General features: G+C 60.6%; 13 protein-coding genes. 3 read left to right on the top strand and 10 right to left on the bottom strand.

All coding sequences use genetic code 11. The annotated features are described in order from the left end of the window. Nucleotides 1-108: 108 nt before the first annotated feature. From B9A12_RS02720 to B9A12_RS02710, 3 genes are all read right to left on the bottom strand, one after another. Entirely contained in the window at nt 109-426 is a 318-nt protein-coding gene (locus tag B9A12_RS02720; protein ID WP_084056023.1) for a hypothetical protein, read from the bottom strand. Nucleotides 427-495: 69 nt separating this feature from the next. Beyond that, entirely contained in the window at nt 496-1722 is a 1227-nt protein-coding gene (locus B9A12_RS02715) for a SufB/SufD family protein (protein ID WP_084056022.1), read from the bottom strand. Then, nucleotides 1701-2471 (bottom strand): ABC transporter ATP-binding protein, encoded by a 771-nt coding sequence (locus B9A12_RS02710; RefSeq protein WP_084056021.1) that lies wholly within the window; start codon nt 2469-2471, stop codon nt 1701-1703. Before B9A12_RS02710 ends, B9A12_RS02715 begins: the two co-directional genes overlap by 22 nt. A 193-nt stretch (nt 2472-2664) precedes the next feature. On the opposite strand from B9A12_RS02710, the gene B9A12_RS02705 reads away from it, so the two are divergent. Further along, nucleotides 2665-4362 carry a DUF6178 family protein gene (locus tag B9A12_RS02705; protein ID WP_084056020.1) on the top strand — a complete coding sequence of 566 codons (1698 nt, stop codon included), beginning with the start codon at nt 2665-2667 and terminating at the stop codon, nt 4360-4362. Between the two features lie 387 nt (nt 4363-4749). Here B9A12_RS02705 and mtaB read toward each other — a convergent pair whose 3' ends face one another. The 3 genes from mtaB to B9A12_RS02690 form a co-directional block, all read right to left on the bottom strand. Next, nucleotides 4750-6081, bottom strand: coding sequence for a tRNA (N(6)-L-threonylcarbamoyladenosine(37)-C(2))-methylthiotransferase MtaB (mtaB, locus tag B9A12_RS02700; RefSeq protein ID WP_084056019.1), 1332 nt, complete (start codon nt 6079-6081; stop codon nt 4750-4752). A 9-nt stretch (nt 6082-6090) separates the two neighbouring features. Further along, nucleotides 6091-7173 carry a tRNA 2-thiouridine(34) synthase MnmA gene (gene mnmA / locus B9A12_RS02695; protein WP_170920288.1) on the bottom strand — a complete coding sequence of 361 codons (1083 nt, stop codon included), beginning with the start codon at nt 7171-7173 and terminating at the stop codon, nt 6091-6093. A gap of 230 nt (nt 7174-7403) precedes the next feature. Continuing rightward, on the bottom strand, nt 7404-7844 hold the full coding sequence (locus B9A12_RS02690) for an NIL domain-containing protein (RefSeq protein WP_084056017.1): 441 nt from the start codon (nt 7842-7844) through the stop codon (nt 7404-7406). 117 nt (nt 7845-7961) lie between these two features. Here B9A12_RS02690 and B9A12_RS02685 point away from each other — a divergent pair, with 117 nt between their 5' ends. Both B9A12_RS02685 and B9A12_RS02680 read left to right on the top strand, forming a co-directional pair. Beyond that, nucleotides 7962-9074, top strand: coding sequence for a M24 family metallopeptidase (locus B9A12_RS02685; protein ID WP_084056016.1), 1113 nt, complete (start codon nt 7962-7964; stop codon nt 9072-9074). A 276-nt stretch (nt 9075-9350) separates the two neighbouring features. Further along, entirely contained in the window at nt 9351-10103 is a 753-nt protein-coding gene (locus B9A12_RS02680) for a choice-of-anchor N protein (RefSeq protein WP_170920287.1), read from the top strand. Between the two features lie 52 nt (nt 10104-10155). Here the strand turns inward: B9A12_RS02680 and B9A12_RS02675 are convergent, their stop codons facing one another. From B9A12_RS02675 to B9A12_RS02660, 4 genes are all read right to left on the bottom strand, one after another. After that, nucleotides 10156-11181 (bottom strand): NAD-dependent epimerase, encoded by a 1026-nt coding sequence (locus B9A12_RS02675; protein ID WP_084056014.1) that lies wholly within the window; start codon nt 11179-11181, stop codon nt 10156-10158. A gap of 208 nt (nt 11182-11389) precedes the next feature. Continuing rightward, entirely contained in the window at nt 11390-11866 is a 477-nt protein-coding gene (locus B9A12_RS02670; RefSeq protein ID WP_084056013.1) for a universal stress protein, read from the bottom strand. Nucleotides 11867-12208: 342 nt separating this feature from the next. After that, nucleotides 12209-12706 carry a universal stress protein gene (locus tag B9A12_RS02665; protein ID WP_084056012.1) on the bottom strand — a complete coding sequence of 166 codons (498 nt, stop codon included), beginning with the start codon at nt 12704-12706 and terminating at the stop codon, nt 12209-12211. A 17-nt stretch (nt 12707-12723) separates the two neighbouring features. Further along, entirely contained in the window at nt 12724-13134 is a 411-nt protein-coding gene (locus B9A12_RS02660) for a threonyl-tRNA synthetase editing domain-containing protein (protein ID WP_084056011.1), read from the bottom strand. Nucleotides 13135-13645 lie beyond the last annotated feature (511 nt).

The following is a 13645-nucleotide window of genomic DNA, read 5'->3' as shown; positions in this document are numbered from 1 at the left end:
GGAGACGACCCGCCGCAGGGGGTGGATCGTCTTCCAGGTTATGGATTGGGGTGTGGCGGGAGCGGCATCTAGAGCCTGCCCGTACGCCGTTTCCGGATCACGGTCCCTTTAGGGTGTGTCCAGGCGGCCCAGGGGACGGGTGAAGGTGTAGGCGAAGGGCTCGGCGATGAGCCGACGGCTCACGTCCTTGTCGGAATGGGACATGGCGGCGAAGGGGATGGCCAGAACGCTTCCCGCAAATCCCACCGCGCACGCCGCAATCCCCAGGGGGCGCATGATCAGAAGATCCGCCAGGATCCACTCCCCTTGGGGCGTCTGGTCCTCCTGGGACCACGTGGCTGCGCCGTCACCGGCCCAGGCCGTTGCTGCGGGAATGGAGCCAAGGATCAAAGCGACGAGGATCAGCACCGACACGAAACGTCTCATGGTTCGCCTCCCCTTCGATGGTTCCACCCAGGACCGGGAGCCTGGAGCGGCTCCCGGCACCGATTCCCACTACATGACGTCCTTGTCACTTTCTTCCACCGCCCGGTCGATTTCCGCCTTGAGCTGCGGCGGAAGGCCGGGGATGTCCACGCTCAGAAAGCCTCGCACGATGGTGGCCACCGCGTCGTCTTCACTGAGACCCCGGGACATGAGGTAAGCGATCTCTTCCTGAGCGATCTTGCCCACGGCGGCTTCATGGCTCATCTCCACCCCGTCCACATGGCCTTCCAGTTCCGGGATGGCGTGGATGATGCCTCCGTTCAGGATGAGCCCCTTGCATTCCAGATGGGCCTTGATTTCCGGTACTTCCCCGATCAGGTGGCCGCGGGCCACGATCTTACCGCCGTTGGAAATGGTGCGGGCCACAATCTCCGCACGAGACCCGGGCTTCTTGAGATAAATCCGGCCGCCCAGGTCGTGTTCCGACCCCGGGCTTCCCACGATGATGCTGTAGTAACGGGCCACGGCGTTTTCCCCCACCAGATGGGTGGTGGGGTACATCTGCAGGCTCCGAACGGGCTTCATGCAAATGTAGTTGTTGAGAAAGAGCCCCCCTTCTTCCACCTGGGCCACCGACCGGGGGCGAATGTCCATGTCCTCGGCCCAGTTGTGGATCATGGTGAAGCTCAGCTTGGCGTTCTTCTTGACGAAGAACTCGGAAACCCCCAGGTGGGCTCCCCGCTTCATGTGCGGCGAGGTGGAGCAGCCCGTGATGACGTGCAGTTCCGAGCCCTCCTCGGCGATGATGATGTTGTGCACGTTTTGCTGGAGGTTGTTCTTGTCCATGTAGAGGCAGGCCTGGACGGGATAGACGGTCTTGGCGCCCGGGAGCGCTCGGATGACGTAACCGTCGTGTAGATCTAGCTCCGCCGCCGCCGTGTACTTGTCCGCATCCACGGCCACCAGCTTCCAGTAGTAGTCCCAGATCCAGTCGTACTGTTCCAGGGCCTTCTTGATGGGGATGACCTCAATGCCGTTCTGTTTCACGTCACAGTGAACGACGGCGGTGTCCTTTTGAATGTAGGTGCCGACGCGTTCCTGCTCGGTGATGTCGATTCCGGCCATGACCAACCGCTCCTTTTCCAGGGACGGTAAGGAAAGGAGCTCGTCGTGATCGATGTAGCGATGTTCCACGGGAGCCTTGTCGTACTGGCTCAGATCCAGGTCGGGCCCGATGGCGGCCGGCTTATCCTTGGCCTTGAGGGCTTTCTCTTTCAGTTGTTCGCGATTGCGCATCGTACGCACTCCTCGTATCCCATTTCGCTGATGCACCGCAGGATGTCCCGGGGGTTGTCGGCGCAGCTCAGAACGCCATTGTAGAGCACCTGACCCTTGTCCGCCGTGAGGTATTCCAGGATGTGCCCTGTGTGGGTGATGATGAGCCCCATCTTGGTACGTTCACGCTTTAGCTGAAGCATGGACTTGAGGTCGGTGGGGGAGCATTCCTTTTGGAGCAGCTTGGCGATGGTGTTGCCCACCAGGGCGATGTTTTCCAAGTCCACGCCGGATTCCGGCTCGTCGAAGAGCATGAGATCCGGGTTCTGAGCCAGGAGCTGCAAGAGTTCGGAGCGCTTGATCTCTCCTCCGGAAAAGCCGGAGTTCACGTCACGATCCAGGAAATCCACAAAGTCCACCTGCCGGGCCAGGGCCTCGGGGTCCACATCGTCCCCGTTGCCCGCACAGATCTTGACCATCTGGCGGGTCTTCAGACCGTGGATGGTGGGCGGCCTCTGATAGGCCATGCCGATGCCCAGCTGGGCGCGTTCATTGATCGGCATGTGAGTGATGTCCACGCCTTTGAAGGTGATCTTGCCTGCCGTGACCTTATATTGGGGGTATCCCATGATGGTCATGAGCAGGGAGGTCTTACCGGATCCATTGGGGCCGAAAAGGATGTGCGTCTCGCCCGGTTTGATTTCCAGGTCGATGTGCTTGAGAATCTGCTTTCCGGCCAACTCCACTTGGAGGTCCTCAATCACGAGCATACGGTTACTCCTCTGCATTGGCCTTGGTTGCGGCAATCACGCCTTATCGTCGCACACCGTAAACATTCGGCGCGGTCGGTGCAAGACCAAAGTGCTTACCCGACGGCCTTGACTTGGACGAAGAGGCTGACTAAGACTACACATCCTTTGGGCCTTGGCCCGACCCAGTCCCATGCCACCCAAGAAGGAAACCATGGATCAACGCATCGTCGATTTGGAAACCAAGCGTCTGGAAAAGCTCCCACCCCGGGAGGTGGGCCCCTATTTGATGACCCTTCCGGCCAAAAAGCGGATGGAAACCATCCTCGCCCGTGCCGATGCCCAGGCGGTGGTGGCTGCCCTGCCGGAACAGGACTTTTACCTGACCCTGAAGGAGATCGGGCCCGAGGACGCTCTGCCCCTGTTGGAACTGGCCCGGGTGGACCAGATCAATCACGTTTTTGACCTGGAGATGTGGCGCAAGGATCGGATCGTCCCCGGCCCCGCCATCCAATGGTTGGATCGTCTCTATCGAGCCAGTGGGCGGAAGCTGCTGGCCTGGCTTTATCATGCGGACTTTGAGTTCCTGGTCAGCCTTTTCAAGAAATGGCTTCGTGTGGTGCAGGTTCCGGAGGATAAGGATCTCACGGAGGCCCTGGATGGGCTTCCCAAGAACACCCTGGACGATCAATACTTTTGGGAAGCCCGCTACCCGCAACACGAGGACCTGCTTCGCAACATCCTGAACTTCTTGTTCGAAACCCACCACGGGTTTTATAAGGAGCTCATGGACCACCTCATCTGGGCCCTGGATGCGGAGGTGGAGGAGGAAGCCTACCGTTTTCACAGGGGTCGACTGGAAGATCGGGCCATTCCGGACTATTACGATGCGCTGGAGATCTACAAGGCCCTGGATCCCGGCGACCTCACCCACGACAAGCTGCTCCTGGAACGAGACGGCGAAGACGCGGTGAATCCCCCGGCGTTCGCCCTGGTGGCCGTGCCGGAAGGGGCGCTTCTTTGGCGGGCCCTGGCAGGTGTGGAGCACCCCCGCGTGGTGGAAACTCTCCAACTGGAGATGGCCTCCTTGGCCAACAAGGTGGTGGTGGCCGACGCCGTGTCTCCGGAGGACGTGGAAGACCTTCACGAGGCGGCTGGCAAGGCCGCGGCCATGGTCAATCTGGGCCTGGAACTCATCACGGCGGGGGATGTGACCCTGGCCCGATCGGCCTTGGAGCAGATCTATCTGGAGCATCTTTTTCGGCTGGGACACGGCAAAGTGGCGGAGGTGCAGCGGAGCCTTCGGCGCATTGTCAAGGGTGGATGGCTGTCCCGCTGGCCTTCGGGGCTCACCATCCTGGATTGGCCGTGGTCGGAACGCGTGGAAGGACTCCTGGAAAAGACCGCCAAGGTCACCCGTTTGCAGGGGAAGGAGCGCCCGCGGCTGGTTCCATCTTTTATTCAGGATCGCGGAGATCTCCGGGACGCCGCGCATTGGGTCCGGGTGGTGGCCGCCTTGGCTCCGGTTTTCGAATCGCTCCAAGCCGATACATCCCAACTTGCCGAAAGCCTCTGGGCCGAGGCCCAGGTGCGCATTCTGGAAGAGGTGACCCTGGGAAGTCTTCTGTTTACCGCAGCGGCTTGGAACCTTCTGGGGCAATCCCGGCGGGTGGAGCCGCTGCCGGTGGAGCGGTGGCCGGAAATCTTTTCCGCGGCCGATCCGGAATCCGTCGCCGAAAGCCTGCAAGGGTTTGTGGATACCTGCGTCGAGGGGGACAAACGGCGGCGTCTGGTCTGGGAGTATGTCCAGGACCTGGTGGATCGCTACGATGAAGAAACCCGGGCCTTTCGGGGATCCGATCCCCCCGATCTCCGCCTCATGCCGTTCTTCCTCTTCAGGCCTCCCCGGTAGATCCCAGGGGGGTGCTTCCACGAGTCAGCCGGCACCGCCGTTGGCGCCACAAGGCAAAACCCACTTTTCCGCCGTTGCTCCCGGATCTCATCCGGTTGCAGTCTATCGATGGGCGCCGGGGCGCAGGTGCTTCAATCTTTCGCATATTCCCCGGAAGAGGCTCAGTCCGTGGCCAGAACACAGGAGAGCTTCCGGGAAGGATGGCTCACGGTGTGCCCGGGAGATTTTCCGAGAACGCCCAGGTTGCTCCTATCTTGTACGGACGGAAGGTTGGGACGATCAGGCGGGCTCGTGCCGCCGCCCTAACTTGGCGGGAGTAGGCGTGGGTTCGGAACTTGCCCCTAAAAAACTCCAAAACCATCGAATAACACCGTGGAATGGCATTTGTCAAAAAGGCCCGAAAGGCCGAGCGGCCATTGTCAGGCAGCTTCCCAGGAGCCCTTGGGGCGTTTGTTTTTCCACTTGAACCGCTACGATCTGGCCCGCCGCCACGGGGCTATCCGCCGGCAAGACCACGTGGAGATAGTTTTCCGACGTGCCGGACCACAGGCCTTCCTGCGTACGGGTTTCCACAAGCACCTCCAGCCGGCGGCCCACAAAGCGCTGCTCAAAGGCCCGCTTCTTTTTCCTCGCCAGATCGCGCAGTGCCTTCGCCCGCTCCTTCAGTTCCGGTCCCACCACTCGGCCGGGCAGTTCCGCCGCCGGGGTTCCGGGCCTGGGTGAAAAGGGAAAGACGTGCAGGTAGGTGAGGGGAAGATTTTGGATGAGTTCGTAGGTGTTTTGAAACTGCCTGGGCGTTTCTCCCGGAAAGCCCACGATCACATCGGCTCCCAGGGCGGCCGAAGGAAAACGCTGGTGGAGACCCTGGATCGTCTCGGCGTATTGTTGAGGTGTGTAGGGTCGTCCCATGGCCGCCAGGATCTCCTGGTCACCGCTTTGCAAGGGAATGTGGAAATGGGGGCAAATCCAGGGAAGCGTTTCCAGGACCTGGAAAAGTTCGGGGGTCACTTCCCTGGATTCCAGGGAACTCAAGCGAACCCGCTGCGGCCGCTGGCTCCGGTCCAATGCGCGGAGCAGTTCGTGGAAGTCGGACGGGGGCTCCAGATCCCGGCCCCATTGGCCCAGATGGATGCCGGTGAGGACCACTTCCCGGTAGCCGGCGCGTTGGAACCGCTCCATCTGTTCCGCCACGAACGTTGCGGGATAACTGCGGCTTCGGCCCCGGCTGTAGGGCACCACACAATAGGTGCAAAAGGCGTTGCATCCGTCCTGCACCTTGAGGAAGGCGCGGCTGCGCTCGCCCAGCATGCGGGAAATCGGCATGGGTTCCAGACATCCGTAGGATCGGGAATCGCTCACAGCTATCACGGGATTTTGCACATCCGCCGGTTTCTCCAGCCAATTCCACAGGCGGAACTTTTCCTGGCTTCCGATGATATGGGTGGCCAGCTGGTCCCGGGCGAGCCTTTCCCAGTCCACCTGGGCATCGCAGCCCAGCACGGCGATCAGCGCCCGGGGGTTGAGGCGTCGGGCACGGCGCAGCAATTGCCGGGTTTGATAGGCGGCTTTGGAAGTGACGGCGCAGCTGTGCACCACATAAAGGTCCGCTTCTTCCTGGAAAGAGACCACCTGGTGGGCCCGGTCCAAAAAGCCTTGCAGGAAGGCGGAACTTTCGTACTGATTCACCTTGCAACCCAGGGTTTCCAGAGCAATCTTCATGGTCGTCTACTAATCCTCTCGATCCCCAATCGTTCCGCCTCCCAGCAGAAGATCGTCGTCGTAGAAGACCGCCGCCTGCCCCGGGGTGACGGCCCTTTGGGGTGTGTCGAAACGGACGCGCACTTCTGTCGCCGAAAGCGGGACCAGGCGGGCGGGAGCCGGCGCGTGCTGGTTCCGGACGCGCACCAGGGCCTTTCGGGGGGACGCGATGGGGGCGATGGACACCCAGTTGACCCGGCGCACCAGGGCCTCTTGGCACAGGAGTTCGTCGGCGCGGCCCACCCAAACGGCGTTGCGGGCCGGATCCAGCCGGGTCACGTACCAGGGGGCGGTGGAAGGAAGATTCAATCCTCGCCGCTGCCCCACGGTATAGCAAAAAAGGCCCTTGTGCCGGCCCAAAACCTCTCCGTTGGGACCCAGGATAGGGCCCCCCGCGGGCGGCGCTTGGTCGCCCAGCCGGTCAAGCAGAAACTGCCGGTAGTCGCCGGAAGGGATGAAGCAGATCTCCTGGCTCTCCTCGGCAAGGATATCCGCAAAGCCTTCCCGAACGGTCCAAGCGTGGGTGGCCGCCTTGGTTTCATCGGCCAGGGGAAAGAGGGCGTGTTCCAGCTGTTGCTGAGTCAACCCGTAGAGGAAATAGGATTGGTCCTTGGTGGAATCCGAAGAGCGTCTCAGGCCGAAACGCCCGCCACATTGGAGCGGATCGAGCTTGCGCACATAATGGCCGGTGGCCAAACACTCGGCTCCCAACCGGCGGGCCGTTTCCAGGAGCTTGCCGAACTTGATGGACGGATTGCAAAGGACGCAGGGATTGGGCGTGCGACCCCGACCATAAGCCTCCACAAAGGGCCGGATCACCCTTCGCTCGAAGTCGTCGCTCAGGTCCACCACTCGAAGCGGAATGCCCAGGCGCCGGGCCAGCTCGACCACCACCGCGGGAGCTTCGGCCGGGCGTGGAGCGCCTTCCATGTTGGGTTCCGTGGGCGGCAGAAGGCGCATGTGCAGGGCGAAGACGCGGTGGCCGGCCTTCTTGAGCATCCAGGCGGCGCGGAGGCTGTCGGCTCCACCGCTGAGGGCGACGGCAATGATCATAGGGCTTTTGGTTCTTTTCCTCGCGGCTTTCAGGCTCCGGGCGGGACGTGCCGGCCAAGGACCCTTCCCTTGGTGATCGCAGGGCTTTGGGCCTTGGGAAAGGGCCATCGGAGCCCCAAAACGTGGCAGATGGTCCCCCATGGGCCCATGGGATGTGCGGCGACTCTTTCGCAACCCTAAAGGGCCGCCCTGGCAAAAGGGGGCTCAGCCCAGCCTTTTCGGGCAGCGACCTAGGCCAACTCTTCCTCCAACTCCACCGCCTTGTCGAACATGACGATCATGGCCCGTGCCGGACACGTCTTCACGCACAGCTCGCAGGCGCTGCAGCGTTCCGATTCGAAGACAACCTCCATCTCCGGGCGCTCGATGTGCAGCGCCCCTGTGGGACAGACCGCCGTGCAGGCCCCGCACTGATAGCATTTTTCATCGTCGCGGCGGATCCCCTGGCCGATGGACTCTACTTTGACTCCGATGTCCTTGAGATACTTCAGGCCCCTTTCATAGTCCTTTCGGTTTCCGCGCAGTTCCATTACCATGAGGCCTTCTTTGCGCGGGAAGATGTGGGCCTTCAAGATGTTGAAGGACAAGTTGTAGTTGCGCACCAGGTTGGTGACGATGGGCTTGTCCACCACCTCCTTGGGGAACCGTAAAACGAGCATACGTGCAAGCATGGCTTCATCCTCTTGCGGCCCTGGGACATCCCAGGGCGGCTGGTATGAAATTGTCCGTGTCGGTTCTGCTTAACGGACGGGCAGGGCCCTGTCAAGTTGGGACGAAGGAGAGCGGTGATGGTTGATCCTTTCGGCAAGAGGCTGGCGGCGGTTCGCGACAAGATGCAACAGATGGAGCTGGACGGTTTCTTGGTATCGGTTCCGGAAAACCGGTACTACCTGAGCGGGTTCGAAGCGGGGGACATGCAGCTCACGGAGAGTTCGGGTTTTCTCGTGATCGGCCTGGATCGGCAGGCGCTTCTCACCGATTTCCGCTACCAGGAGGAGGCGTCCCATCAGGCTCCCGGCTACGAGCTGCTGATCTATAAGGAAGGCTGGGAACAGGTGCTTTCGGAGGTCTTTGGCGATTTTGGCATCCATCGACTGGGGGTGGAGGGCCATCACCTGACGCACAAACGTTTCCTGGAAGTTCGGCAGACCCTTCAGAAGCTCCGAGGGGAACGGGGGGACGTGGTGGTCTTGGACGGGCTGGTGGAAGAGCTGCGCATGGTCAAGGATTCCACCGAATTGGATCGGCTCCGAGCGGCCGTGTCTCTTACCGAAGAGGTCTTCGATCGCGTGTGGCAAAGCCTCAGGCCCGGAGTCTCCGAGAAGCAGGTGGCCTGGGAGATCGAGGCGGGGATACGCGAAGCCGGGGCCGAAGCCGTCTCCTTTCCTCCCATCGTGGGCAGCGGGCCCAACGGAGCTCTTCCGCACGCGGTTCCCACCGATCGAAAGGTGGAAGCGGACGATGCCGTGGTGCTGGACGTGGGGGCGCGCCTGCGCCTCTACTGTTCCGACATGACCCGCACCTGGATCGGGCCCCGCGCGCCGCAAAAGATCCGGGAAATCTACAGAATCGTGCGAGAAGCCCAGCTGGCTGCCATGGAAGCGATCCGACCCAGGATCGATTCCCACCAGGTGGACCAGATCGCCCGGAACATCATCCAAAGGGCCGGTTATGGCGAAGCCTTCGGCCATGGCTTGGGCCACGGTGTGGGCCTGGCCGTGCACGAAAAGCCCGGCTATGGAAAGAAAAATTCCGTCGTCCTGCAGGAAAACATGGTGCTCACTGTGGAACCGGGAATCTATCTGCCGGGCCTGGGCGGTGTGCGCCTGGAAAACATGGTCCGGGTGACCGGTTCGGGGTGCGAATCCTTGAGCCGAAACGCTTGGTTCCTGAAGGAATGATCAGGGTGTTCCCTTTCCGTTCGTCCAGAGCTCTCTAGAAAAAATGCGGAATGCGACCCACCCATGGGGAAGCTGCCTGTGCAAAGGACCACCACCGTCTGCAATTTATTATCACAGATTGTGGAAAACCATTGCACAGTTCCGCCGGCCACCGGCGATCGGTCCTTGGCCGGGATCGGCGGTGTTGCTGGAAGGCCAAGGTCTCCTTCCTTTTTGGCGCGAAAATTGCCCATTACACACGCACAAACCCGATTGTCATCAAGGAAAGGAAGGTCCATGGCGCGTGGATGGGTGATGTGGATGGTGTTTGTCTGGTTGGCGGCCGCGGCGTATCCGGCGGGAGCCGTTCCCAGTTTGCAGATCTACATTCGGGGAGCCACCTACGATGCCGCAACAGAGACATGGGTGATCCAATCCCTGGAATACGATCTCTGGGTGGTGGGCGCTAACCAAGATATCCATGATGTGAAAGCGGCCTTTGCCGCTCCAACGGATGAGGACGGATCCATCCAGGTAACCTGGCTCAAGGGTGAAACCCAATGGAGCGGTTATCTGGACGACGGGTCTTCAGTATCTCGAGGTCCCGACGACAGCGACCGGCTCACTGAAGGGGCCAATGGAGGAGATCATACCGCCGATGCCTATTTTTTCAAAGATGATGGCCAACCGGCCATGGGAGACGGGGGCTTGGTTCCTCCGCACGGGGTTTTCCCCACCTCCTACTATGAATATTACATCGGCGATTTTGGCACCGGGGAAGAGGTTCTAAACTACATACCGGGCGACGAAGAGGGTGGCAAGGCTTCGGGTGAGATCAAAAAATTTCATGTCCTGGTGACGGGCTACAGTTGGGTGGACATTGTGGCCTACGATCACGTGGTGAAATCCAAGAATAAGATCCATTCCTTCTTCACCCCGTTTTCTCACGACGGTGGATCCGGTGGAGTCCCGGTTCCCGAACCCGTGAGTCTGGTCTTGATGGGCTTGGGTCTGAGCGTCGGGGCGGCCGTCGTGCGAAGGCGGCGGTGACGGGCCAAGAAGCGAGAGGAAAGAAGAAACCCGCGCATGGGCGCGGGTTTTTTTATGCCTTGAAGTAGTCCCGGTACCAGTCCACGAAGCGCTGGATCCCTTCCCGGATGGGCGTGACGGGCTTGAAGCCGAAGTCGCGTGTGAGATCTTCCACGTCCGCATAGGTGGCCGGAACGTCGCCGGGCTGGATGGGTAAGAGCTCCTTTCTCGCCTCCTTTCCCAGGCACTCCTCCAGGGTTCGGATGAATTCCATGAGTTCCACCGGCTGGTTGTTTCCGATGTTGTACACCCGGTAGGGCGCGTAGCTGGTGCCGGGGTCGGGGGCGTCTCCGGACCAGGCCGGGTCGGGTTCGGGGGGCTTTTGCATCACTCGATAGACGCCTTCGATGATGTCGTCGATGTAGGTGAAGTCCCGTTGCATCTTACCGTAGTTGAAGACCTGGATGGGCTCGTCGTTCAGGATGGCCCGGGTAAAGAGGAAGAGGGCCATGTCGGGCCTTCCCCAGGGGCCGTACACGGTGAAGAAGCGAAGCCCGGTACAGGGCAGGCCGTAGAGGTGCGCGTAGGTGTGTGCCATGAGTTCATTGGCCTTCTTGGTGGCCGCATAGAGGGAGACGGGGTGGTCCACATTGTGGTGGACGGAAAAGGGCATGCGCGTATTGGCGCCGTAGACGGAACTGGACGAGGCGAAAACCAGGTGTTTCACTCCGTGGTGGCGGCATCCTTCCAGGATATGCATGAAGCCGGTGAGGTTGCTGTCCACGTAGGCATAAGGGTTCACCAGGGAGTAGCGCACACCCGCCTGGGCCGCCAGATGCACCACCGCCGAAAAGTCGTACCGGTCGAAGAGCGATTCCATGGCCGGGCGGTCTTCCAGGTCGATGCGATGGAAGGTAAAGCCGTCCAGATCTTCCAAGAGCTTCAGTCGGTCCCACTTGATCCGCACGTCGTAGTAGTCGTTCACGTTGTCCAGCCCCACCACGGCATAGCCTTCTGTGAGAAGACGCCTGGACAGGTGAAAACCGATGAATCCGGCTGCGCCGGTCACAAGGAGGGGCTGGGAGGTATCCAGTACCATGGTGTCAGTCCTTTCTGGGTGGGAGTGAGTCCAATCAGCGAACGTCACGATGTGGGCGCCGGTGCCCAAACGGCCCGGTTTTAGCGCCTCCCGGGCGATAATGGGGTTTGAATCGCGGGGGCGTCAAGGCGAAAAAGGCATGGGACATGCGGCCGTGCTGCGGGGCTCGGGCGCCTCGGGCGCGGTTTGCAGGCTTTCCCGGCGGTTTTCATCCGTTTTGTGCGGGAGTCTGCTGGAGTCGAACCGTTAGAACGGAGCAGGGGGCCTTACGAACCACCCGGTCTGCGGTGCTGCCGAAGAGCACGTGGGCCAGGCCCGTGAGGCCGTGGGAACCGGTTACCAGCAGATCCACGTTGTTCTTTTGGGCGAAAGCCACGATCTCCGAAGCCGGGTAGCCGGAAAGAAGGTGGATCTCGTAGGGTTGCTTTTCTTCGAGCTGGGCCACGTAGCGTTCCATGATGGCGGAACGGGCCGCCTCGGTGGCCTTTTCCACAAAGTGGGCGTCCGTTTCCAACGGCACGTACATTTCCCGAATGGGAGCCGTCGAATAGGTGACCATCACGTGCACCAGGTGGAGCACGGCGCCATAGCGCCATGCCAGGTCCTTGGCCGCCACAAAGGCCTGGTCGGCGTTTTCACTGAAGTCCGTGCAGTAGGCGATGTGTCGGTAAAGGGAAGATCCCATGGCTGTCTCCTATCAGTAGGCTGTCCAAAAACACTGGGCATGAACACATTGGTGGCTACGAAGGGAATGGAAACTTCCCGGCATCTTGAGCCGGAGAGCCCTTTTCGGCCCGGCTTCTGGGAGCCTGTCCAGAAAACGCCCAGGTTGCTCCCTTGTTGTACGGGTTGAAGCGTGGGGCTACCAGCCGGAGCCGTGCTGCTGGCCTGGCCATGCCGCCGTGGGGCGGGTTCCGAGCCCGCCCCTACCAGGCTGTCTGAGCATTCAAAAAACACTACGGGGCCGGTGTAATTTCAACTGGTCTGAAAGCCCCAAAAGGCCGAAAGGCCATTGTGGGACAAGCTTCTAGACCTCTTCGCTGTCCACCACCCACACAGTCCTCCCTTTGGCACGACCCGTCACGGATTTGGACACGCTGCCCAAAAAGAGCTCCTTGACGCGCGACAGGCCCCGGCGGCCCATGGCGATGGTCGAACATTGAAGGGTCTCGGCCCGACTGACGATGACGGAGGCCACCTCCTGGGACTCCACGGCGAAGTGTTCCTCGATTTGTTCGTCCGCGAATCCTCCGCTCACCAAGAGGTCCCGGGCCTTGTGGAACATCTCGCGCATGTGCTTCTCTGCCTCGGGCTGCCAGAAGTAGCCGCTCAGATGGGGGCGTTCTTCCTGCAGATCCTCCATACGGCGCGTCTCTTCCTTGCTCAGCAGGTTCTGGGAAATGGCTGGGAGGACGTGGAAGAGAAGAATCCGTACGTGGCCGGCTCCCCGGAGGACCCGGTTGATGTAATGAATCGTCTTGAGGGATCCGGGGCGATCGTCCAGGGCCACAAGGATCCTTTCCATCGCGGGACTCCTTCTTCTCAGATCTCTTTGAAAACCTTTGCCAGAGAATCTCCGGCCACGTGGATTTTCCACTCGTTCAGGTATCCAAACGGGGTTTCCATCACCTGGAACCCAGTTCGAGAGAGGCGCCCAATGACCTGGGCCACCATCTGCTGAGTCGTTTGTGGATCGGCCTTGGTGGCGGCCAGGTGATTGAAGGAATGGAGCACGACGGCTTGCGTGTCGAATTTTCGAGCCAGCCACTTGATGTTTTTGACCCATTTGACCACGACCTTGTCTTGGCGATCCTCGTCGTGAGCTTCCGCATGGTAGAAGACCACCACCGCATCACGACACTGGGCTTCTTCTTCCCGATCCGGAACGTGGTCCAGGCTCTTCTGATGGGTTCGGTACCAAAAGTGGGGTGCATAGAACAGGAGCAGTTTCATGGGCCGTCCTTTTGTGCGAGAAGGGTGGGGCAAGAGCCGGACCATCACTGGTCATATACACCCGAAGACCCGGCGGAGGCAACAAGGAGGGGAGGATTGGTTCCCTTGTCCAAGACCCGGCTTTTCTTGACATCCACCGAGGGCACCGATAGGATTTCCGCGTCATAGGGTCTTTGGGAAGGCCGTTGAACCACGAGGTGCGCGGATCCCGCAGGAAGGCAAGAGCGAGGCCCGGCGCTTGGCTTGAAACGCAGAGGGGGTGTTGTGCGAATCCGCGTCTTTACCATCCGAGTTCTTCTCGGTGTTTTTTTTGCCTTGTTCCTGGCTAGGTTTTTCTTCCCCCAGGCGCCTCCCGCCATGATCGGGATTTTGGCGATTCTCCTGATCTTTTCCGCCTATGTACTGGAAGCCCTAAAAAAGAAAGGGGAGTAGGCACTTTCCAGGTGCGGCGGTTCACAACCAGTGGGATGGAGGTTTCCAGTCGGTTGCCGTGAGACAAGAACGCCATCGG

It is taken from the genome of Desulfacinum hydrothermale DSM 13146 (assembly GCF_900176285.1).
GTDB classification, from domain to species: Bacteria; Desulfobacterota; Syntrophobacteria; order Syntrophobacterales; family DSM-9756; genus Desulfacinum; species Desulfacinum hydrothermale.
The sequence above is the reverse complement of the archived record's forward strand: the minus strand, read 5'-3'. Positions and strand labels throughout refer to the sequence as shown.

Excerpts from the sequence above, each read along its gene's own strand:
- B9A12_RS02715 (WP_084056022.1), bottom strand. The coding sequence starts at position 1,722 with ATGCGCAATCGCGAACAACTGAAAGAGAAAGCCCTCAAGGCCAAGGAT.
- B9A12_RS02670 (WP_084056013.1), bottom strand. The coding sequence starts at position 11,866 with ATGGGATCTTCCCTTTACCGACACATCGCCTACTGCACGGACTTCAGT.
- B9A12_RS02665 (WP_084056012.1), bottom strand. The coding sequence starts at position 12,706 with ATGGAAAGGATCCTTGTGGCCCTGGACGATCGCCCCGGATCCCTCAAG.
- mtaB (WP_084056019.1), bottom strand. The coding sequence starts at position 6,081 with ATGAAGATTGCTCTGGAAACCCTGGGTTGCAAGGTGAATCAGTACGAA.
- B9A12_RS02680 (WP_170920287.1), top strand. The coding sequence starts at position 9,351 with ATGGCGCGTGGATGGGTGATGTGGATGGTGTTTGTCTGGTTGGCGGCC.
- B9A12_RS02710 (WP_084056021.1), bottom strand. The coding sequence starts at position 2,471 with ATGCTCGTGATTGAGGACCTCCAAGTGGAGTTGGCCGGAAAGCAGATT.
- B9A12_RS02675 (WP_084056014.1), bottom strand. The coding sequence starts at position 11,181 with ATGGTACTGGATACCTCCCAGCCCCTCCTTGTGACCGGCGCAGCCGGA.
- mnmA (WP_170920288.1), bottom strand. The coding sequence starts at position 7,173 with ATGATCATTGCCGTCGCCCTCAGCGGTGGAGCCGACAGCCTCCGCGCC.
- B9A12_RS02690 (WP_084056017.1), bottom strand. The coding sequence starts at position 7,844 with ATGCTTGCACGTATGCTCGTTTTACGGTTCCCCAAGGAGGTGGTGGAC.
- B9A12_RS02705 (WP_084056020.1), top strand. The coding sequence starts at position 2,665 with ATGGATCAACGCATCGTCGATTTGGAAACCAAGCGTCTGGAAAAGCTC.
- B9A12_RS02720 (WP_084056023.1), bottom strand. The coding sequence starts at position 426 with ATGAGACGTTTCGTGTCGGTGCTGATCCTCGTCGCTTTGATCCTTGGC.
- B9A12_RS02660 (WP_084056011.1), bottom strand. The coding sequence starts at position 13,134 with ATGAAACTGCTCCTGTTCTATGCACCCCACTTTTGGTACCGAACCCAT.
- B9A12_RS02685 (WP_084056016.1), top strand. The coding sequence starts at position 7,962 with ATGGTTGATCCTTTCGGCAAGAGGCTGGCGGCGGTTCGCGACAAGATG.